Genomic DNA, 18958 nt, shown 5'->3' on the forward strand with positions numbered 1-18958 from the left:
ACGGAGGGCATCAATGCATGTACCACGGTGAACGTTTCAATGCCTGGACCCACCTAGTGGGCGCGGTTCTGGCCTGCATCGGCGCGATCTGGCTGCTGGTGGTGGCCGGGATGCAGGGCGACCCCTGGAAGATCGTCAGCCTGGCCATCTACGGCTTCACGCTGATGCTGCTGTACAGCACTTCGACCCTTTATCACAGCGTGCGCGGGCGGGCGAAGGTGATCATGCGCAAGCTCGATCACCTGTCGATCTACCTGCTGATTGCCGGCAGCTATACCCCGTTCTGCCTGGTGAGCCTGCGCGGTCCGTGGGGCTGGAGCCTGTTCGGGGTGGTGTGGGGGCTGGCGGTTATCGGCATGCTGCAGGAGATCAAGCCGCGCTCCGAGGCGCGCGTGCTGTCCATCGTAATCTACGCACTGATGGGCTGGATCGTGCTGGTGGCGGTCAAACCGCTGCTGGCCAGCCTGGGTACGGCGGGGTTCGCCTGGCTGGCGGCGGGGGGCGCGCTGTACACCATCGGCATCATCTTCTTTGCCTATGACAGCCGCTTCCGCCATTGGCATGGCATCTGGCACCTGTTCGTGATTGCCGGCAGCCTGCTGCACTTTATCGCGATATTTTTCTACGTGCTTTAGGGCCCCTTCGCCGGCAAGGCCGGCTCCTGCAGTAGGAGCCGGCCTTGCCGGCGAACGCCGCGACGCGGTCTAGAAGTCGCCCCACAGCTGCTGCGCCACTGCCAGCGCCACCACTGGCGCCGTTTCGGTACGCAGCACCCGCGGGCCCAGGCGCGCGGCATGGAACCCTGCCGCCTTGGCCTGCTCCACTTCTACCTCCGACAAGCCGCCCTCCGGCCCGATCAGAAACGCCAGGCTCGCGGGCCTGGCATGGCTGGTCAAGGGTTCGGCCACCGGGTGCAGCACCAGTTTCAGCGCTTCGTCTCGCGCCTTGAGCCAGTCTGCCAGCAGCACCGGCGAATGGATCGTCGGCACTGTCGAGCGCCCGCATTGTTCGCAGGCACTGATCGCCACCTGGCGCCAGTGGGCCAGGCGCTTGTCGGCACGTTCGTCCTTCAGACGCACCTCGCAGCGTTCGCTGACGATCGGGGTGATCACGCTGGCGCCCAGTTCGGTGGCCTTCTGGATCGCCCAGTCCATGCGCTCGCCACGGGACAGGCCCTGGCCCAGGTGCACGTGCAGGGGGGATTCGGCCTGGCCGGGGAGGGCCTGGGCGAGCGTGACGCGTACGCTCTTCTTGCCGACCTCGAGCAGTTCGCCCAGGTATTCCTGGCCGCTGCCGTCGAACAGTTGCACCGCATCGCCCGGCGCCATGCGCAGCACGCGGCCGATGTAGTGGGCCTGGGCCTCGGGCAGGTCGTGCTCGCCCAGGCTCAGGGGGGCGTCGATGAAGAAGCGGGACAGTCTCATGGTTCTGCTCTGAATAAGATGGAGGCAGTTCGGGCGCCATCGCGGGTAAAGCCTGCTCCTGCAGGGTTACAGGTGATCCCTGTGGGAGCTGGGACCCGCGATGCTGTTTAGCCCGGATCGCGGAAATCAGGATGGAAATCGGCCGGCACCGCCACGCTCACGCTGCTGCGCGTGGCGATATCGATGCCCTCGCTGGCCACCTCGGCCAGGAAGTCGATCTGTTCGGGGGTGATCACGTACGGCGGCAGAAAGTACACCACGCTGCCCAGCGGGCGCAGCAGCGCACCACGGGTCAGGGCATGCTCGAACACCTTCAGGCCACGCCGCTCCTGCCACGGGTAGGCGGTCTTGCTGGCCTTGTCCTGCACCATCTCGATGGCCAGGGCCATGCCGGTCTGGCGCACTTCGGCCACATGCGGGTGGTCGACCAGGTGCACGGTGGCCGTGGCCATGCGTGTGGCCAGGGCCTTGTTGGCCTCGATCACGTTGTCCTGCTCGAAGATGTCCAGGGTCGCCAGCGCCGCGGCACAGGCCAGCGGGTTGCCGGTGTAGCTGTGCGAGTGCAGGAACGCGCGCAGGGTCGGGTAGTCGTCGTAGAACGCGCTGTACACCTCGTCGGTGGTCAGGCACGCGGCCAGCGGCAGGTAGCCGCCGGTGAGGGCCTTGGACAGGCACAGGAAGTCGGGGCGTATGCCGGCCTGCTCGCAGGCGAACATCGTGCCGGTGCGCCCGAAGCCTACGGCGATCTCGTCGTGGATCAGGTGCACGCCGTAGCGGTCGCACGCCTCGCGCAGCAGCCTGAGGTACACCGGGTGGTACATGCGCATGCCGCCGGCGCCCTGGATCAGCGGTTCGACGATCACGGCGGCGATGCTCTGGTGGTGCTCGGCCAGGGTCTGTTCCATGGCGGCGAACATCGTGCGCGAATGGTCTTCCCAGCTCACGCCCTCGGGGCGCAGGTAGCAGTCGGGGCTGGGCACCTTGAGGGTGTCGAGCAGCAGTGCCTTGTAGGTCTCGGTGAACAGCGGCACGTCGCCCACCGACATCGCCGCGATGGTCTCGCCGTGGTAGCTGTTGCTGAGGGTGACGAAGCGCTTCTTGTCCGGCTGGCCCTTGTTGAGCCAGTAATGGAAGCTCATCTTCAGCGCCACTTCGATGCACGAGGAGCCATTGTCGGCGTAGAAGCAGCGGTTCAGGCCCTCGGGGGTGAGCTTGACCAGGCGCTCGGACAGCTCGATCACCGGCTGGTGGCTGAAGCCTGCGAGGATCACGTGTTCGAGCTGGTCGACCTGGTCCTTGATGCGCTGGTTGATCTTCGGGTTGGCGTGGCCGAACACGTTGACCCACCAGGAACTCACCGCGTCGAGGTAGCGCTTGCCTTCGAAGTCTTCGAGCCATACGCCTTCGCCACGCTTGATCGGGATCAGCGGCAGGTGCTCGTGGTCTTTCATCTGGGTGCAGGGATGCCACAGGACCTTGAGGTCACGTTCCATCCACTGTTGATTCAGGCCCATGGGCTCTCTCCTGGCGACGCGGGTTCGGGTAACCGCGCAAGCCTATGCAAAGCGCCGGGGCAGGACAACCCATAAGGCGCAAACGGTGCGGGCATTAGTGGCAGGCCCGGGCGGCCTGACGTATCCTTCACCGACGTTTTTCCCGGGGGATTCACCCCGCATTTTCCGCCTTTGATCCGGAGTTCGCCGAATGTCTGCTGGTTGGCTGCGCGCCTGCGCGCTGGTAATGATAGGGCTGTTCAGCGCGGGCGCCCTCGCGGCTGCCAAGCAGCCGACGGCCATCGTGGTCGGTGGCGGCCTGGCAGGCCTGACCGCCGCCTACGAACTGCAAAACAAGGGCTGGCAGGTGACCCTGCTGGAAGCCAAGCCGGGCATGGGCGGGCGTTCGGGCCTGGCCACCAGCGAGTGGATCGGCAACAGCAAGGCCCAGCCGACCCTCAACCGCTACCTCGACACCTTCAAGCTGGCCACCCTGCCGGCGCCGGAGTTCGTGCGCGTACCGAGCTACCTGATCGATGGCGAGTACTTCAGCGCCGCAGACCTGGCCACCAAGCAGCCGGCCACCGCCGAGGCACTCAAGCGCTACGAGAAGACCCTCGACGACCTGGCGCGCTCGATCAGCGACCCTGAAAACCCGGCGGCCAACAGCACCCTGTTCGCCCTCGACCAGCTCAACGTTTCCGGCTGGCTGGACAAGCTGCAACTGCCACCGACCGCGCGCCAGCTGGTCAACCAGCAGATCCGTACACGCTACGACGAGCCTTCGCGCCTGTCGTTGCTGTATTTCGCGCAGCAGACCCGCGTGTACCGCGATGTGAGCGATCGCGACCTGCGCGCCGCCCGTCTGCCCGGCGGCAGCCCGGTGCTGGCGCAGGCTTTCGTCAAGCAACTGAAGACCATCAAGACCAGCGCACCGGTCAGCGCGATCATCCAGGACAAGGACGGCGTCACGGTCAAGGTCGGCGCGGTGGGCTACAGCGCCGACTACGTGGTGCTGGCGGTACCGTTGCGCGCCCTGGCCAAGATCCAGATGACCCCGGGCCTGGACAACCAGCACCTGGCGGCGCTCAAGGGCACCAACTACGGCTGGCGCGACCAGCTGCTGCTCAAGTTCAAGACCCCGGTCTGGGAAAGCCGTGCGCGCATGTCGGGCGAAATCTACAGCAACACCGGCCTGGGCATGCTGTGGATCGAGCCGGCGCTCAAGGGTGGCGCCAACGTGGTGATCAACCTGTCCGGTGACAACGCGCGCCTGCTGCAGGCGTTCGGCGACAAGCAGATGGTCGACCAGGTGCTGATTCGCCTGCATGCGTTCTACCCGCAGGCGCGTGGCGCGTTCACCGGTTATGAAGTGCGTCGCTACAGCACCGATGCCGGTACGGGCGGTGCGTACCTGGCCTACGGGCCGGGGCAGATCAGCAAGTTCTGGCGCCTGTGGGAGCGTCCGGTGCAGCGCGTGGCGTTTGCCGGCGAACACACCGATGCGCTGTACCCCGGCACCCTGGAAGGCGCTCTGCGCAGCGGCCAGCGCGCGGCGGGCCAGGTGGTGGACATGTCCAATGGCAAGTCGTTCGACCCGGCCAAGCTGGCGCCGGTGGCGGCCGGGGCCGCAGCGGCAGCGGTGGCGGCCAAGGACAGCAAGCCTGGCTTCTTCTCGAGGTTGTTCGGTGGCGGTGACAAGCCGGTAGACAAAGCGCCGGCCAAGCCGGTTGATGCGGCGCCAGCTCCTGCGCCAGCCCCAGCCCCAGCCCCAGCCGCTGCACCTGCGCCGGCGCCAACGCCCGCTGCGGCTGCGCCGGTAGCCAGGCAGGCGCCGGCAAAGCCTGCGCCTGCTGCCAAGAAGGCCCCGGCGAAAGCCGCGCCAGCCAAGAAGCCTGCGGCCAAGGCCCAGCCGGTCAAAAAGCCTGCGGCCAAGCCGGTGGCGAAGAAGCCGGCGGCGGCTACCCAAGCCAAGACGCAGTAATGCAATGACCGCATCGCGGGTCAAGCCCGCTCCCACAGGATCGCCGAAGACCCTGTGGGAGCGGGCTTGACCCGCGATGCGCGTCCAGCAGCACCAGAATTCCTTCCTGCCGAGTTAATGTTTCCTTAACCTGTTCGTCTCACACTAAAGATCATGTTTCTCGATCGTTCAAAGCGAAATTTTCCGCTTTAATTCGATAGATAACCGGTTAGTCTTGGGCACAGTTCTTACAGGGAAACACGGCAATGCAACTGCGCAATTCTCCTTCTCGCTATGGCGTGGTCAGTATCGTCCTGCACTGGGGCGTGGCCCTGGCGGTCTTCGGCCTGTTCGGCCTGGGGCTGTGGATGGTCGGCCTGGACTACTACAGTGCGTGGCGCAAAACGGCACCCGACCTGCACAAGAGTATCGGCCTGACCCTGCTGGTGATCATGCTCGGTCGCGTGCTGTGGCGCTTCATCAGCCCGCCACCACCGGCCCCGGCCAACCACGGCCCGCTTACCCGCTTCGCCGCCAAGGCCGGCCACGGCCTGCTGTACGTGGGCCTGTTCGGGGTGATGATCACCGGCTACCTGATCTCCACCGCAGACGGCGTGGGCATCCCGGTGTTCGGCCTGTTCGAGGTGCCGGCACTGGTCAGCGACCTGCCCAACCAGGCGGATGTCGCCGGGGAAATCCACTTCTACCTGGCCTGGGGGTTGGTGATCTTCGCCGGCCTGCATGGCCTGGCCGCCCTCAAGCACCACTTTATCGACCGTGACGCGACCCTCACCCGCATGCTGGGCCGCAAAGCTTGATGTTCAACCTCAACTCCAAAGGAATAGAAGTAATGTTGAAAAAGACTTTTGCCGCTCTGGCGCTCGGTACCGCCCTGTTCACCGCTGGCCAGGTCATGGCTGCCGACTACAAGATCGACAAGGAAGGCCAGCACGCCTTCATCGACTGGAAAGTCAGCCACCTGGGCTACAGCTTCATCCACGGCACCTTCAAGGACTGGGACGGTACCTTCAGCTGGGATTCTGCCAAGCCGCAGGACAGCAAGATCTCGGTAGACGTGAAGACCGCCAGCCTGTGGTCCAACCACGCCGAGCGTGACAAGCACATCGCCAGCAAGGACTTCCTGGACGTTTCGAAATTCGCCGACGCCAAGTTCGTCTCCACCGCCGTCAAGCCCACTGGCGACAAGACTGCCGACGTGACCGGCGACCTGACCTTCCACGGCGTGACCAAGCCAGTGACCTTCAAGGCCACCTTCAACGGTGAAGGCAAGGACCCATGGGGCGGCGAGCGCGCCGGTTTCAACGCCACCACCACGCTGGATCTGAAAGACTTCGGCATCAAGCTGCCTGGCGACGTGGCACAGACCGCCCAGCTGGACATCTCGCTGGAAGGCGTCAAGCAGAAGTAATTGCCTGGCCTGTAAACAAGAACGCCGCCCCTAGGGGCGGCGTTTTTGTGTGCGCAGTGGCGGGATCAGCGGTTGCGCGTCAGCAGCGCAGGCTTCTCGCCACGTGGGCGGCTTGGCAGCTGCTCGAGCTGTTCGGCGGTCGGGAACCGGTCGATCTTGGATTCCTTGTGCACGATCTTGGGCTGCGACTGGCCGTCACGCGGGTTGCGCACTGCCGGTTCCTGCGACGACTGATCGTCACGGGCCGGGCGGCGGTTGCGGTTGTTGCTGCCGTCGCGGCGCGCCTGGCCATCGCGACCACCGCCACCGCTGCGTGCACCACCGCGCTTCTCGCCATTGCTGCCGGCGCCACCGCTACGTGCACCACCACCGGTGTTGCTGCGTGGCTGGCCACCGCGGGGTGCGCCGGTGCCGGTACCGGCGGCTGCCGGTGCGCCCGGGCGACGGTTGCGGCCCTGGCCGCCCTTGTTCTGGTACGGGCTGACGTAGTCGGCACGGTTGCCGAAGTTGTCCACTTCGTCGTCCAGGAAGGCTTCAGGGTCACGGTCGGCCGGGATTTTCGGAACTACTGCTGCCTGACCCGAGGGTGCCTGGCGGGTTTTGCTGTTGTCACGGGGCTTGCGCTCTTGGCGCCCGCCGGCGGCCTTCTCAGTGGCTCTGTCGCCTGCGGGCTTATCCTTTTCCTGGCCTTTGTCCTTGCCCTTGTCCTTGCGCCCGCCGGCATTGCTGCCGTCGGCACGCTGGCCACGGCCACCGCGCGGGTTCATCTGCGGACGTTCACGGGCTTCGGGTTTTTCGGCTTCGACCGTCGAGGCATCGAAGCCCATCAGGTCGCCGTCCTGGATTTTCTGGCGGGTGACGCGCTCGATGCTCTTGAGCAGCTTCTCTTCGTCCGGCGCCACCAGCGAGATGGCCTCGCCGGAACGGCCCGCACGGCCGGTACGGCCGATACGGTGCACGTAGTCTTCCTCGACGTTGGGCAGCTCGAAGTTGACCACGTGGGGCAACTGGTCGATGTCCAGGCCGCGGGCGGCGATGTCGGTGGCGACCATGATGCGCACGGTGCCGGCCTTGAAGTCGGCCAGGGCCTTGGTGCGCGCATTCTGGCTCTTGTTGCCGTGAATCGCCGCGGCAGTCAGGCCGTGCTTCTCGAGGTACTCGGCCAGGCGGTTGGCGCCGTGCTTGGTACGTGTGAAGACCAGCACCTGCTCCCAGGCACCCTGGGTGATCAGGTGGGCCAGCAGGGCACGCTTGTGGCTGGCGGGCAGACGGTACACACGCTGCTCGATACGCTCGACCGTGGTATTGGGCGGCGTGACCTCGATGCGCTCGGGGTTGTGCAGCAGCTTGTCGGCCAGGTTGGTGATGTCTTTTGAGAAGGTCGCCGAGAACAGCAGGTTCTGGCGCTTGGCAGGCAAGCGTGCGAGGACCTTCTTCACGTCATGGATGAAGCCCATGTCGAGCATGCGGTCGGCTTCGTCGAGCACCAGGATCTCAACGTGGCTCAGGTCGACGCTGCCCTGGCCGGCGAGGTCCAGCAGACGGCCGGGGCAGGCCACCAGCACGTCGACGCCGCGGGACATGGCCTGCACCTGCGGGTTCATGCCGACACCGCCGAAGATGCAGGCGCTGACGAACTTGAGGTCGCGGGCGTAGATCTTGAAGCTGTCGTGGACCTGGGCGGCGAGTTCGCGGGTGGGGGTCAGCACCAGTACCCGCGGCTGGCGTGGGCCATGGCGCTGGGACTTGTCGGGGTGGCCACCTGGAAACAAGCGTTCGAGAATCGGCAGTGCAAAGCCACCGGTTTTACCAGTACCTGTCTGCGCCGCGACCATCAGGTCGCGACCTTGCAACACGGCGGGAATGGCCCGCTGTTGCACCGGCGTAGGCTGGGTATAGCCCGCTGCCTCGATAGCGCGGACTAGAGCCTCGGAGAGACCGAGGGAAGCAAAGGACATGAGTAATCCTGTTCTAGTGGGGGCTAAGCCCTATGGGAAGTTCGTGCCTGGCGCGACGGGCATCAGGTGATGCTATCGCGTCCGGTCCTGCTGGGCCTTCAATGCGCATCCGGGGGGCGGCGGGCGGGCTCTGGGCGCGCTGTCCTGCCGATCGGGATGCCTTTTGCAAGGCCGAGCGTCCGGGCGTAAGCCTGGCGGGGTTGGCGGAGTATAACAGAGCAATCAGTGCGTGCTGCGTTCCTGCTGCTCAACGGTTTGCGGAATGTTCACCTCGGCGCCTGCGTAGCGTGCGTTCAGCTCGGCATAGGCCGGCTCCTGCTTGAAGCGGCGCAGCTCGGCGGCGAAGCGTTGCGCCAGCAGGTCCATGCCGGCATTGCGGCGTACTGCCAGGAACTGGGGCTGGCGGTCGATCACCAGCCCCAGTTCACTGACCTGTTGCTCCAGGCCCAGGCTCTTGATCACATGCCGGCCAACCCGGCGATCGGTGACCAGCAGGTCGATGCGACCCAGTTGCAGCTTGCCCAGGTTGGCTTCCAGGGTAGGTGCCGGCTCGCGCTTGAAGTCGGGTGAATCGGCAAACGCCGGGCCGTAGGTATAGCCGGGCGCGGTGCCCACGGTCAGCCCCTTGAGGTCTTCCAGGTGCCTGATGGCGTGGGGCCGGGCGTTGGCCTGGAACAGCACGAACTCCACGTGCGACAGCGGTTCGCTGGGGTAGAACAGCTGGGCGTCGCGCTGCTCGGTCTTGAAGATGTCGAGCACGCCGTCGGCCAGCCCCTGTTCGACCATCGCCAGGCAGCGCTTCCATGGCAGGAACTGCCATTGCACCTCGATGCCCAGGCGCTTGAACACCTCGGCGGTGACCTCGTAGTCGATGCCCTTGGCCTCTCCGTTTTCCTGGTACACATAGGGCGGCCAGGGGTCGGTGACGATGCGCAGCCTCTCGCCATGAGCCAGGGTACTCAGGCAGGCGAGAAACAGGGCGGCGAACAGTCGGTAAAGATCGGGCATGGCTGGAGAGTACGATGGCTGCTCGAGAATGGCCAGCGCGCCCAGGCTTCAGCCCTCGCGGCGCTGCTCCAGGTGAGCTTTCACGATCGGCAGCTGACGACCCAGGGCCAGGCGCATGCCTGGATGCCTGAACCACTGCCCGAGCTGGTTGGCGCAGGCGGGCTTGCCCTGGCGCCTCTCGACGTTCTCCAGGGCTTTTTCCCACCAGGCCTGGGCGCAGGCGCGATCGAATTCGTTGGCATAGGGATGACAGCCGTAGGCCAGCTCACGCATGAACTGACGTTGCCTTGCCGGCAGCAACAGCCCCAGCAGCTTGCAGTGCAGGCGTTGCAGCAGCGGCGGGCGTGGCAGCTGTGTGTTGACCTGGGCGATATCGGCCATGGCCTGTGTCGAGAGCGGGTCGCTACCGTGCTTGTTCAGCCAGGCCTGGATCTTGGCTCGGAACAGTTGCTTGCGGCTCCAGTAGTGGTGGATCAGGTCGGGGCATTCCTGCACGTTCAAGGTGTCATGGGCGGCGACCGCCAGGCAGAACTCTTCGAGGGTATAGGCGCGCGGGGCCAGCGGATAGAACTCGTCCATCAAGGCGATGGACTGGTCGAGCAGGCCCGCGTCCTGCCGATACAGGCCGATGACGCCCGAATTGAGCAATGGCATGCCGTCTTTGGCCAGGCCGCGTGCCTGCAGTGGGCCTGCAAGGTTTTGGTACAGTGCGCATTGCTGATTTACGCCGTATTTGCCGCCGACCGCATTGCACAGCAGCGTGCCGGGCTGCATGCGCCGGAACAGCTCGATGGGTGACTGATGGAAAAACGTGTCGGTGTCGATCAGCAGGGCGTGTTCGTGGTCCTGCAGCACCTGGCGCAGCAGCACGTGCTTGGTGCGAAAGTGATAACCGTGCGGCTCGCTCCATGCCTTGCGGGTGTCGGCATCGAGTGCATGCACCGTTACCGGCAAGTGGCGATAGGGGTGCGGGTCGTCGCTGAACACCTGGATATCGAGGTGTTCCCCCGGCGTCTTGTGCAGGTTGGCCAAGGCGCTGGAGATGCTGAACTGCGCTTCCTGATGGTAAGTCTGGGCACCGAAGACAAGATAGATCAGTTGGGGACGTGCGGAAGGGGAAGCGAGGGGCATAGAAACGCGAAGATCCGTATCTGTAAGGGAAAATGGAAAGGGCCTTAGCGTACGCTAAAGCCCTTACCGTTTTCGCAACTATTTATTACCGTGTTTGACAGTAATCAGCGTGGCAGCTTGAGGTTGTTCCACACTGCCAGGCTGGGTTCGGCCTGGTTCAGGGTATAGAAGTGCAGCCCCGGTGCGCCGCCTTGCAGCAGTTTTTCGCACATGTCGGTGATGACCTGTTCGCCAAAGGCCTGGATGCTTTGCACATCGTCGCCATAGGCTTCCAGCTGCTTGCGGACCCAGCGCGGGATCTCGGCGCCGCACGCATCGGAGAAGCGCGCCAGCTTGCTGTAGTTGGTGATCGGCATGATGCCGGGTACCACCGGGATGTCCACGCCCAGCTTCTGCACGCGCTCGACGAAGTGGAAGTAGCAGTCGGCGTTGAAGAAGTACTGGGTGATGGCGCTGTCGGCGCCGGCCTTGGCCTTGCGCACGAAATTGATCAGGTCGTCTTCGAAGTGACGGGCCTGGGGGTGCATTTCCGGGTAGGCGGCCACTTCGATGTGAAAGTGATCACCGCTTTCCTGGCGAATGAACTCGACCAGCTCGTTGGCGTAGCGCAGCTCGCCACTGGCCATGCCCATGCCCGACGGCAGGTCGCCGCGCAGGGCCACGATACGCTTGATGCCGGCGGCCTTGTACTGGGCCAGCAGGCTGCGCAGGTCGTCCTTGCTGTCGCCCACGCACGACAGGTGCGGCGCGGCCGGTACCTTCACTTCGCTTTCCAGCTGCAGCACGGTGTTGAGCGTGCGGTCGCGGGTCGAGCCACCGGCACCATAGGTGCAGGAGAAGAAGTCCGGGTTGTAGCTGGCCAGGGTGCGAGCCGTGGCGAGCAGTTTTTCATGTCCAGCGTCGGTCTTGGTCGGGAAGAACTCGAAGCTGTAACGGCGTTCCTGAGACATGGCGAAATCCTGGTAAACCGATCGTGCTGGCCAGCCGTGAGGCTGGCCACAGAAAAAAGCCGGTGACGCTGTGGCAGCGTCACCGGCTTTGGCCCATCAGTAGCGGTAGGCGTCTGGTTTGAACGGGCCTTCAACAGTCACGCCGATGTAGTCGGCCTGCTGTTTGGTCAGTTGGGTTACCACGCCGCCGAAACCGCGGACCATTTCCAGGGCCACTTCTTCGTCGAGTTTTTTCGGCAGTACTTCAACGGTCAGGCGCTCGGCTTTCTGGGCCGGCGACAGGTCGGCGTACTTCTGGCCGAACAGGAAGATCTGTGCCAGTACCTGGTTGGCGAACGAACCGTCCATGATGCGGCTCGGGTGGCCAGTGGCGTTGCCCAGGTTCACCAGGCGGCCTTCGGCCAGCAGGATCAGGTAGTCGTCGTTCTGCGCGTCGAAATCGCCAGGGCCGGTACGGTGGATCTTGTGAACCTGTGGCTTGACCTCTTCCCATGCCCAGTTCTTGCGCATGAAGGCGGTGTCGATTTCGTTGTCGAAGTGACCGATGTTGCATACCACGGCGCGCTTTTTCAGGGCCTTGAGCATGTTGGCATCGCACACGTTGACGTTACCGGTGGTGGTCACGATCAGGTCGATCTTGCCCAGCAGGGCCTTGTCGACGCTGGCTTCGGTGCCGTTGTTGATACCGTCGATGAACGGCGAAACCAGCTCGAAGCCGTCCATGCAGGCTTGCATGGCGCAGATCGGGTCGACTTCCGAGACCTTGACGATCATGCCTTCCTGACGCAGCGACTGGGCCGAACCCTTGCCCACGTCACCGTAGCCGATCACCAGCGCCTGCTTGCCCGACAGCAGGTGGTCGGTGCCGCGCTTGATGGCGTCGTTGAGGCTGTGACGGCAGCCGTACTTGTTGTCGTTCTTGCTCTTGGTGACCGAGTCGTTGACGTTGATCGCCGGGATCTTCAGCTCGCCCTTGGCCAGCATGTCGAGCAGACGGTGCACACCGGTGGTGGTCTCTTCGGTCACGCCGTGAACGCGGTCCAGTACCTGCGGGTACTTCTTGTGCAGCAGCTCGGTGAGGTCGCCGCCGTCGTCGAGGATCATGTTGGCATCCCATGGCGCGCCATCCTTGAGGATGGTCTGCTCCAGGCACCACTCGTATTCCTGCTCGGTCTCGCCCTTCCAGGCGAATACCGGGATGCCGGCGGCGGCAATGGAGGCAGCGGCCTGATCCTGGGTGGAGAAGATGTTGCACGACGACCAGCGCACTTCGGCGCCCAGCGCGACCAGGGTCTCGATCAGCACGGCGGTCTGGATGGTCATGTGGATGCAGCCGAGGATTTTTGCACCCTTGAGCGGCTGTTCAGCGGCGTACTTGCGGCGCAGACCCATCAGGGCCGGCATTTCGGACTCGGCGATGATGGTTTCGCGGCGGCCCCAGGCAGCCAGGGACATGTCGGCGACTTTGTAGTCGGTAAAATCTGCAGGCGTGTTTACAGCGCTCATCAAGAGCCTCCATTCGTAGTGTGCGAATGGGCGCCGTTGTGCGTTTAGTGCCCGTGCGGGGAACCCCGTCCAGGCAACGCCCCATCCGAGCCTGACAGGAGAACCTGCTGCAGCGCCCCTCGGACAGGTGGCGGGAACGGCATCGAGTGGTGATGACCGTCTGTGAAGCGTTGGCGATTATAGCTGCGCCCGCGCATCGGCCCAAGGCTTTCTGTCAATTAATCGAGACGATAGTCGATGTTCAATGGAGGCCGCCGGCAGGCTCTGCCATCATTGTCGGCATCGATTGGCAAGACGGTCAGGAGTACGCATGAACTTTCACACCCGCAAATGGGTAAAACCCGAAGACCTCAACCCCAACGGCACCCTGTTCGGTGGCAGCCTGCTGCGCTGGATCGACGAAGAGGCGGCGATCTACGCGATCGTGCAACTGGGCAACCAGCGTGTGGTGACCAAGTACATCTCGGAGATCAACTTCGTCAGCGCCTCGCGCCAGGGCGACATCATCGAGCTGGGCATCACCGCCACGGAATTCGGCCGCACCTCCATCACCCTCAAATGCGAAGTGCGCAACAAGATCACCCGCAAGAGCATCCTCACCGTCGACAAGATGGTCTTCGTCAACCTGGGTGAGGACGGCTTGCCGGCACCCCATGGGCGTACCGAGATCAAGTTCATCAAGGATCAGTTCGATACCTCGGTGGAATGACGGCGGTAGCTGCACAGTTCAAGCTTCAAGCTTCAAGCTTCAAGTCAGGGGCAGCGGGGCTGGCGGGGGTGGTTTGGCCAGGTGCCTTGAGCTGGCCCTCCCAGCGTGCGATCACCAATGGCGCCAGCGCGTTACCCAGCACGTTGAGTGCAGTGACCGGCATGTCCATCAGCCGATACACCCCGGCGATGATCGCCACGCCCTCGACCGGCAGCCCTGCGGCGGTCAGCGTGGCGGTGAGGATGATGAACATGAAGCCCGGCACCCCCGCCGCACCCTTGGAGGTCAGCACCATGATCAGCACCAGCATCGCCTGGTCAGCCAGGCCCAGGTCGATGCCATAGGCCTGGGCGATGAACAGCGTGCCAAGCGCTGCGAACAGCGACGCGCCATCGAGGTTGAATGAATACCCCAACGGAATGACCATGCTGGTGATCGGGCGTGGCGCGCCGTAGCGCTCCATCTTCTCGATCAGTTGCGGCATCACCGTGGCCGAGGCGGCGCTGCTGTAGGCCAGCAGCAACTCGCTGCGTATCTCGCGCAACAGGTGGAAGAACCGCACCCCCGCCAGCCTGGCCACCGCCCCCAGCACGCACAGCGCAAAAAGCAGCACCGCCACGTAGGTAATGCCGATCAGCTTGGCCAGTGGCAGCAGTGCGCTCAGGCCGAAGCTGGCAACGGTGACGCCGATCAGCCCGAAGATGCCGATAGGCGAGTAGTGCATCACCAGGTGGGTGACCTTGAACATGGTGTCCGATACGCCCTGCATCACGCTGATCAACGGTGCCTTCTGCTGCTGGGGCAGCATCGACAGGGCGCAGCCGAACAGGATGGCGAAGAACAGCACCGACAGCAGCTTGCCCTCGGCCATGGCCAGCACGATGTTGTCCGGCACGATGGCCACCAGGGTGCGCCCCAGGTTCTGCGTTTCGGTGCTGGATGCCAGCGTGGTGACCGGTGCCTGCAGGGTGCTGCTGAAGTCCGCGCCGGCGCCGGGCTGGAACACGTTGCCGACCACCAGCCCGAACAGGATCGCGATGCTGGTGATGGTGAAGAAGTACACGAACGTCTTCATTCCGACCCGGCCCAGGGCGCGCGTGCTGCCGGCGCCGGCGATGCCGACGGTCATGCAGGCGAACACCAGCGGTACCACGATCATCTTCATCAGCTTGATGAACAGGTCGCCGGCCGGCTGCAGCAGGTTGTCGATGAACCAGGCCTTGTGCTCGGGGAACTGGTTGAGAAGGATGCCGACGATCACGCCGGCGACCAGGCCGATAATGATGCGCGTGACCAGGCTGGAAGGTGTGCGAATGCCCATGGGGTGCCCCTTGTTGTTGTGGTTGTGGGGAGTGCGAAGGGTGCGTTACTGCGCGAACAGGCCGGCGAAATCCTTGAAGCCCTTGACCTCGATCGGATTGCCGCTGGGGTCGAGGAAGAACATCGTGCGTTGTTCGCCCGGCTCGCCCACAAAGCGCACCACCGGCGGGATCTCGAATGCCAGGCCACGCCGGGTGAGGCGCACGGCCAGGGTCATCCACTCGTCCAGTGGCAGTACCACGCCGATATGCGGCATCAGTACCTTGTGCTCGCCAACCTGCCCGGTACGGGTGGTGGCGAACGGCGTGCCCAGGTGCAACGAGAGCTGGTTGCCGAAGAAGTCGAAGTCGACCCAGGTCGCGGTGCTGCGCCCTTCGGTGCAGCCCAGAACATCTCGATAAAAAGTACGCGCCTGTTCCAGGTCGCAAACGTGGTATGCAGCGTGAAAGGGTCTGTTCATGGCGTATCCCCCGTGTGGTTGAGCGTTGAGGGTAAGTAGGCCGTGTGACGGGGTAAAACGGCTTTGCCTTGCTCTGAGCGAAAGAAAAACTTATGGATGTGCGCTTTCTGAAAAGCCTGGTGGCAGTGGTGGAAACCGGCTCGATTGCCGCGGCCGCGCGTCGCGAGAACCGCACGGCAGCGGCGATCAGCCAGCGCGTGCAGGCGCTGGAACGCACACTGGGCTGCACCTTGCTGCTGCGTACTGCGCATGCCATCCGCCCCTCGGACCAGTGCCTGCTGCTGTTGCCCAGAATCCAGGCGATCATCGAGCAGGCGCGTGAATTGCAGCACGACCTGAGCCAGGACGGATTGACGGGGGACGTCAGGGTGGGCGCGGTGTCGACGGCGTTGACCGGGGTATTGCCGGGGCTTATCGAGCGTCTGGCGCGATCGGCGCCGGGGCTCAAGCTGCAGATCACCCCGGGTGATTCGCGCAGCCTGTACGAAAAGGTGCTCGGCGGCGAACTGGATGCCGCGATTCTGGTGCGCCCGCCCTTCACGCTGCCCAAGGCACTGGCGCTGCAGGTGCTCAAGGTCGAGCCGCTGATTCTGATAGCGCCGGCTGCACAGGCCGCGCTGACCCCCGATACGCTGCTGCGCGAGCACCCGTTCATTCGCTACGACGCACAGTCGTGGGGCGGGCAGATCGCCCAGCGCTACCTGGATGAGCAGCTGATCACACCGCAGTTGCTGTGCGAGCTGGATGCGCTGGAAACCATCGTGATGCTGGTGGCCCAGGGCATGGGGGTATCGTTGGTGCCGCAATGGGCCGGCATGCCCCATGAGGGCATCTGTGCCTGGCCGCTGGGCGATGACCCGCGCCACGCGCGGGCACTGGTGGTGCTGCACGGCTCGACGCCGCGCCGGCCAGTGGCGATGCGGCATCTGCTGGGGCTGCTGGGCAGCCCCTCGCCGGTCAAGGCTGCTCGGTAACCCCGCGCACCACGCGACCGATGCTCAGGCCCTGAAGCAGGATCGACGACAGCACCACGATGTAGGTGATGCTCAGCAGCAGGTCACGTTCGGGACCCGATGGCAGCGACAGCGCCAGGGCCACGGACACACCGCCGCGCAGGCCGCCCCAGGTGAGCACGCGGATGGTGCCGCGCGGCACCGTTCTCCAGCGGCGCAGCATGACGATCGCCGGCGCCACGGTCAGCAGGCGCGACAGCAGGATCGCCACTGCCAGCACCCCGGCCGCAGCCAGGTGCATCCACGAGAACGGCAGCAGCAACAGCTCCAGGCCGATCAGCGCGAACAGTAGCGCGTTGAGCATGTCGTCGATCAGCTCCCAGAAGCCGTCCATGTAGCGCCGGGTCATGTCGTTCATAGCCAGGTTGCGACCCAGGTTGCCGATGATCAGGCCCGCTACCACCATCGCGATGGGCGCCGAGACGTGCAGTTCGTAGGCTGCGGCCGAGCCGCCGATCACCAGCGCCAGGGTCAGCATGACCTCCACCTGGTACTGCTCGATGCTCTTGATCATGCGGTAGGTGACGTAGCCGATCACCGCGCCGAACAGCGCGCCGCCGATGGCCTCGCGGGCGAACAGGATCGCGGTGTCGCTCACGCTCGGGGTCTCGCCCAGTTGTGCGATGCCCAGCAGCACGGTGAACACCACGACCGCGGTGCCGTCGTTGAACAGCGACTCGCCGACGATGGTGGTCTTCAGCGGCTTGGACGCATTGGCGGTACGCAGGGCGCCGAGCACCGCGATCGGGTCGGTGGGCGAGATCAGTGCGCCGAACAGCAGGCAGTACAGCAGGTTCACGTGCCAGCCGAACAGGGCGAAGATCCAGTGCGCCAGGTAGCCGATCACCACGGTGGCGATCAGCACGCCGACGGTGGCCAGGAGGCCGATCGGCCAGCGGTAGTCGCGCAGGTCGGCCAGGTTCACGTGCAGCGCCCCGGCGAACAGCAGGAACGCCAGCATCCAGTGCATCAGCAGGTCGTTGAAGTCGATCTGGCTCATCAGGCCCTGCACCCGTTCTTCCAGGCCCGGGTAGCCGATGACGCTCAGGCCCTGGAGGATCAGGGAAAACAGCAGTGCAGTGACCATCACGCCAATGGTCGGCGGCAGGCCGATAAAGCGGTAGTTCACATAGGTGAGGAGGGTGGTGAGGCAAATAAACGCGGCAACTAGCTCAAGCATCCTAGGTCCTGTAATGGCTTCCAAGTCAGTGCCCGAATGGCTCGGGCAGGGCTTGGATGCGCCGGCGCGAGGTTCAGGACACACTTTTTCGATCAACGTTGACCGCAGGCTGGCTGTTTTGTTGCGCCTGGTTGAAACTGCGCAGCCATGCACTACCCAGGAACTCAACCGTGCTCGCCACTTCGCTGGTGCTGATCGCCGCCCTGCTGCATGCCACCTGGAACACCCTGATCAAGTTCAGCGGCGAGCGTCTGCTGGTGATTGCCAGCATGGACGTGGTGGCGCTGCTGTTCGCCCTGGCGATGGTGGCGTTCGTGCAGGTACCGCCGCCCGAGATCTGGCCGTGGATGCTGGCCTCGGCGGCGTTCGAGCTGTTGTACCGCTACCTGCTGATCAAGGCCTACCGGGTCGGCGACCTGGGCCTGGTCTACCCCCTGATGCGCGGGTTGTCGCCGCTGGTGGTGCTGGCGCTGACCCTGACCTTTGCCGGCGAGACGCTGAGCACCCAGCAGATCTTCGGCATTCTGCTGATCCCGTGCGGCATGGCCTGCCTGCTGTGGCAGGGCGGTGGCGGCGAACGTCTGCCCTGGTCGATGCTGCCGGTGGTGGCGCTGATCGGCCTGTGCATCGGCTGCTACACCTGGCTCGACGGCAGCGCGATCCGGCTGTGGTCGCAGCCGCTGGACTACCTGGTGTGGCTGACGCTGATCAGCGCCTGGCCGTTCCCGTTGCTGGCGACGGTGGCCCGGCGCGCGCCGTTTGTGCAGTTCTGGCGCAGCCAGTGGAAGCTGGGCCTGGCCGTGGGGTTGTGCGTGCAGTCCAGCTATGCGCTGGTACTGTGGGCCATGCAACTGGGCTCGGTGGCCGAGGCTGCGGCGCTGCGCGAGGTGAGCGTGATCCTGGTGGTGCTGATGGGCATGCGCTACCTCAAAGAACCTTTCGGCGGGCCGAGGCTCTTAGCTTGTGCACTGGTACTGATCGGCATGCTGATCATGAAACTCTGACCCCAACAACAAGGACCCCTGCCATGACCGTCGCCTTCTGGTGTGTATTGATCGCGTTGCTGCTGCCGTTCGTGTGCACCAGCATCGCCAAGTTCGGCAGTGGTCGCTTCAGCCTGCGACAGAACCATGACCCGCGCGGTTTTCTGGACAAGCTCGAAGGCCTGCCGCGCCGCGCCCATGCGGCGCAGCTCAACAGTTTCGAGTCGATTCCGGCGTTCGTCGCGGCGGTGGTGATCGCCGACATCGTCGGCAATGCCGAGCAGGTCACCCAGGACGTGCTGGCGGTGCTCTACATCACCAGCCGCCTGCTCTACATCATCTGCTACCTGGCCGACTGGGCCGCGCTGCGCTCGGTGGTGTGGTTCGCGGGCATCGGCCTGATCGTCAGCTTCTTCGTGGTCTCGGCCTGA

General features: G+C 64.5%; 18 protein-coding genes and 1 riboswitch. Of the genes, 8 read left to right on the forward strand and 10 right to left on the reverse strand.

What is annotated here, in order from left to right:
- The first annotated feature begins 17 nt into the window (after positions 1–17).
- Positions 18–635, forward strand: a complete 618-nt coding sequence (gene trhA / locus KH389_RS01980; protein ID WP_043862136.1) for a PAQR family membrane homeostasis protein TrhA — start codon at positions 18–20, stop codon at positions 633–635.
- Positions 636–704: 69 nt separating this feature from the next.
- Here the strand turns inward: trhA and KH389_RS01985 are convergent, their stop codons facing one another.
- Both KH389_RS01985 and KH389_RS01990 read right to left on the reverse strand, forming a co-directional pair.
- Positions 705–1424 (reverse strand): 16S rRNA (uracil(1498)-N(3))-methyltransferase, encoded by a 720-nt coding sequence (locus KH389_RS01985; protein WP_043859631.1) that lies wholly within the window; start codon positions 1422–1424, stop codon positions 705–707.
- A 107-nt stretch (positions 1425–1531) separates the two neighbouring features.
- A complete protein-coding gene (locus KH389_RS01990) occupies positions 1532–2938 on the reverse strand; it encodes an adenosylmethionine--8-amino-7-oxononanoate transaminase (RefSeq protein WP_213606790.1) in 1407 nt (468 codons plus the stop codon).
- Positions 2939–3128: 190 nt separating this feature from the next.
- Here KH389_RS01990 and KH389_RS01995 point away from each other — a divergent pair, with 190 nt between their 5' ends.
- From KH389_RS01995 to KH389_RS02005, 3 genes are all read left to right on the forward strand, one after another.
- Complete coding sequence (locus tag KH389_RS01995; RefSeq protein WP_213606791.1) at positions 3129–4901, forward strand: flavin monoamine oxidase family protein; 1773 nt, start codon at positions 3129–3131, stop codon at positions 4899–4901.
- A gap of 245 nt (positions 4902–5146) precedes the next feature.
- The gene (locus tag KH389_RS02000; protein ID WP_213606793.1) at positions 5147–5698 is read left to right on the forward strand and encodes a cytochrome b; all 552 of its coding nucleotides are present in this window, start codon (positions 5147–5149) and stop codon (positions 5696–5698) included.
- 32 nt (positions 5699–5730) lie between these two features.
- Entirely contained in the window at positions 5731–6309 is a 579-nt protein-coding gene (locus tag KH389_RS02005; protein ID WP_058541628.1) for a YceI family protein, read from the forward strand.
- A gap of 65 nt (positions 6310–6374) precedes the next feature.
- Here the strand turns inward: KH389_RS02005 and KH389_RS02010 are convergent, their stop codons facing one another.
- The 5 genes from KH389_RS02010 to ahcY all read right to left on the reverse strand — a co-directional run bounded on the left by KH389_RS02010 (position 6375) and on the right by ahcY (position 12862).
- On the reverse strand, positions 6375–8267 hold the full coding sequence (locus tag KH389_RS02010) for an RNA helicase RhlE2 (RefSeq protein WP_043863616.1): 1893 nt from the start codon (positions 8265–8267) through the stop codon (positions 6375–6377).
- Positions 8268–8489: 222 nt separating this feature from the next.
- Complete coding sequence (locus KH389_RS02015; RefSeq protein ID WP_043863615.1) at positions 8490–9275, reverse strand: substrate-binding periplasmic protein; 786 nt, start codon at positions 9273–9275, stop codon at positions 8490–8492.
- A gap of 48 nt (positions 9276–9323) precedes the next feature.
- Positions 9324–10406 carry a hypothetical protein gene (locus KH389_RS02020; RefSeq protein WP_100632922.1) on the reverse strand — a complete coding sequence of 361 codons (1083 nt, stop codon included), beginning with the start codon at positions 10404–10406 and terminating at the stop codon, positions 9324–9326.
- Between the two features lie 104 nt (positions 10407–10510).
- The gene (metF, locus tag KH389_RS02025) at positions 10511–11356 is read right to left on the reverse strand and encodes a methylenetetrahydrofolate reductase [NAD(P)H] (protein WP_213606795.1); all 846 of its coding nucleotides are present in this window, start codon (positions 11354–11356) and stop codon (positions 10511–10513) included.
- A 96-nt stretch (positions 11357–11452) separates the two neighbouring features.
- Complete coding sequence (ahcY, locus tag KH389_RS02030; protein WP_054915763.1) at positions 11453–12862, reverse strand: adenosylhomocysteinase; 1410 nt, start codon at positions 12860–12862, stop codon at positions 11453–11455.
- Between the two features lie 21 nt (positions 12863–12883).
- A riboswitch (S-adenosyl-L-homocysteine riboswitch) is annotated at positions 12884–12989 on the reverse strand.
- Between the two features lie 183 nt (positions 12990–13172).
- On the opposite strand from ahcY, the gene KH389_RS02035 reads away from it, so the two are divergent.
- Complete coding sequence (locus tag KH389_RS02035) at positions 13173–13571, forward strand: acyl-CoA thioesterase (RefSeq protein WP_043863612.1); 399 nt, start codon at positions 13173–13175, stop codon at positions 13569–13571.
- A 25-nt stretch (positions 13572–13596) separates the two neighbouring features.
- Here the strand turns inward: KH389_RS02035 and KH389_RS02040 are convergent, their stop codons facing one another.
- Together KH389_RS02040 and KH389_RS02045 are read right to left on the reverse strand one after the other, a co-directional pair.
- The gene (locus KH389_RS02040) at positions 13597–14892 is read right to left on the reverse strand and encodes a cation:dicarboxylate symporter family transporter (protein WP_213606797.1); all 1296 of its coding nucleotides are present in this window, start codon (positions 14890–14892) and stop codon (positions 13597–13599) included.
- Between the two features lie 45 nt (positions 14893–14937).
- Positions 14938–15351: a VOC family protein gene (locus KH389_RS02045; RefSeq protein WP_116052532.1), complete on the reverse strand. Its 414-nt coding sequence runs from the start codon at positions 15349–15351 to the stop codon at positions 14938–14940.
- A 92-nt stretch (positions 15352–15443) separates the two neighbouring features.
- On the opposite strand from KH389_RS02045, the gene KH389_RS02050 reads away from it, so the two are divergent.
- Positions 15444–16325 (forward strand): LysR family transcriptional regulator, encoded by an 882-nt coding sequence (locus KH389_RS02050; RefSeq protein ID WP_043863610.1) that lies wholly within the window; start codon positions 15444–15446, stop codon positions 16323–16325.
- On the opposite strand, the gene KH389_RS02055 is transcribed toward KH389_RS02050, so the two are convergent.
- Positions 16309–17544, reverse strand: a complete 1236-nt coding sequence (locus KH389_RS02055) for a cation:proton antiporter (protein WP_043863609.1) — start codon at positions 17542–17544, stop codon at positions 16309–16311. The two genes, KH389_RS02050 and KH389_RS02055, sit on opposite strands and share 17 nt — an antisense overlap.
- A 170-nt stretch (positions 17545–17714) precedes the next feature.
- On the opposite strand from KH389_RS02055, the gene KH389_RS02060 reads away from it, so the two are divergent.
- Together KH389_RS02060 and KH389_RS02065 are read left to right on the forward strand one after the other, a co-directional pair.
- On the forward strand, positions 17715–18548 hold the full coding sequence (locus KH389_RS02060; RefSeq protein ID WP_213606798.1) for a DMT family transporter: 834 nt from the start codon (positions 17715–17717) through the stop codon (positions 18546–18548).
- A gap of 23 nt (positions 18549–18571) precedes the next feature.
- Positions 18572–18958 (forward strand): MAPEG family protein, encoded by a 387-nt coding sequence (locus KH389_RS02065; protein WP_054915760.1) that lies wholly within the window; start codon positions 18572–18574, stop codon positions 18956–18958.

It is taken from the genome of Pseudomonas qingdaonensis, from assembly GCF_018398475.1.
Lineage (GTDB): Bacteria > Pseudomonadota > Gammaproteobacteria > Pseudomonadales > Pseudomonadaceae > Aquipseudomonas > Aquipseudomonas palmensis.

What these genes read in the sequence shown, in the direction of transcription:
- metF (WP_213606795.1), bottom strand. Translation starts at nt 11,356, where the DNA reads ATGTCTCAGGAACGCCGTTACAGCTTCGAGTTCTTCCCGACCAAGACC.
- KH389_RS01990 (WP_213606790.1), bottom strand. Translation starts at nt 2,938, where the DNA reads ATGGGCCTGAATCAACAGTGGATGGAACGTGACCTCAAGGTCCTGTGG.
- KH389_RS02050 (WP_043863610.1), top strand. Translation starts at nt 15,444, where the DNA reads ATGGATGTGCGCTTTCTGAAAAGCCTGGTGGCAGTGGTGGAAACCGGC.
- KH389_RS02020 (WP_100632922.1), bottom strand. Translation starts at nt 10,406, where the DNA reads ATGCCCCTCGCTTCCCCTTCCGCACGTCCCCAACTGATCTATCTTGTC.
- KH389_RS02015 (WP_043863615.1), bottom strand. Translation starts at nt 9,275, where the DNA reads ATGCCCGATCTTTACCGACTGTTCGCCGCCCTGTTTCTCGCCTGCCTG.
- KH389_RS02000 (WP_213606793.1), top strand. Translation starts at nt 5,147, where the DNA reads ATGCAACTGCGCAATTCTCCTTCTCGCTATGGCGTGGTCAGTATCGTC.
- KH389_RS02045 (WP_116052532.1), bottom strand. Translation starts at nt 15,351, where the DNA reads ATGAACAGACCCTTTCACGCTGCATACCACGTTTGCGACCTGGAACAG.
- KH389_RS02005 (WP_058541628.1), top strand. Translation starts at nt 5,731, where the DNA reads ATGTTGAAAAAGACTTTTGCCGCTCTGGCGCTCGGTACCGCCCTGTTC.
- KH389_RS02065 (WP_054915760.1), top strand. Translation starts at nt 18,572, where the DNA reads ATGACCGTCGCCTTCTGGTGTGTATTGATCGCGTTGCTGCTGCCGTTC.
- trhA (WP_043862136.1), top strand. Translation starts at nt 18, where the DNA reads ATGTACCACGGTGAACGTTTCAATGCCTGGACCCACCTAGTGGGCGCG.
- KH389_RS02055 (WP_043863609.1), bottom strand. Translation starts at nt 17,544, where the DNA reads ATGCTTGAGCTAGTTGCCGCGTTTATTTGCCTCACCACCCTCCTCACC.
- KH389_RS01985 (WP_043859631.1), bottom strand. Translation starts at nt 1,424, where the DNA reads ATGAGACTGTCCCGCTTCTTCATCGACGCCCCCCTGAGCCTGGGCGAG.
- KH389_RS02010 (WP_043863616.1), bottom strand. Translation starts at nt 8,267, where the DNA reads ATGTCCTTTGCTTCCCTCGGTCTCTCCGAGGCTCTAGTCCGCGCTATC.
- KH389_RS02035 (WP_043863612.1), top strand. Translation starts at nt 13,173, where the DNA reads ATGAACTTTCACACCCGCAAATGGGTAAAACCCGAAGACCTCAACCCC.
- KH389_RS02040 (WP_213606797.1), bottom strand. Translation starts at nt 14,892, where the DNA reads ATGGGCATTCGCACACCTTCCAGCCTGGTCACGCGCATCATTATCGGC.
- ahcY (WP_054915763.1), bottom strand. Translation starts at nt 12,862, where the DNA reads ATGAGCGCTGTAAACACGCCTGCAGATTTTACCGACTACAAAGTCGCC.
- KH389_RS01995 (WP_213606791.1), top strand. Translation starts at nt 3,129, where the DNA reads ATGTCTGCTGGTTGGCTGCGCGCCTGCGCGCTGGTAATGATAGGGCTG.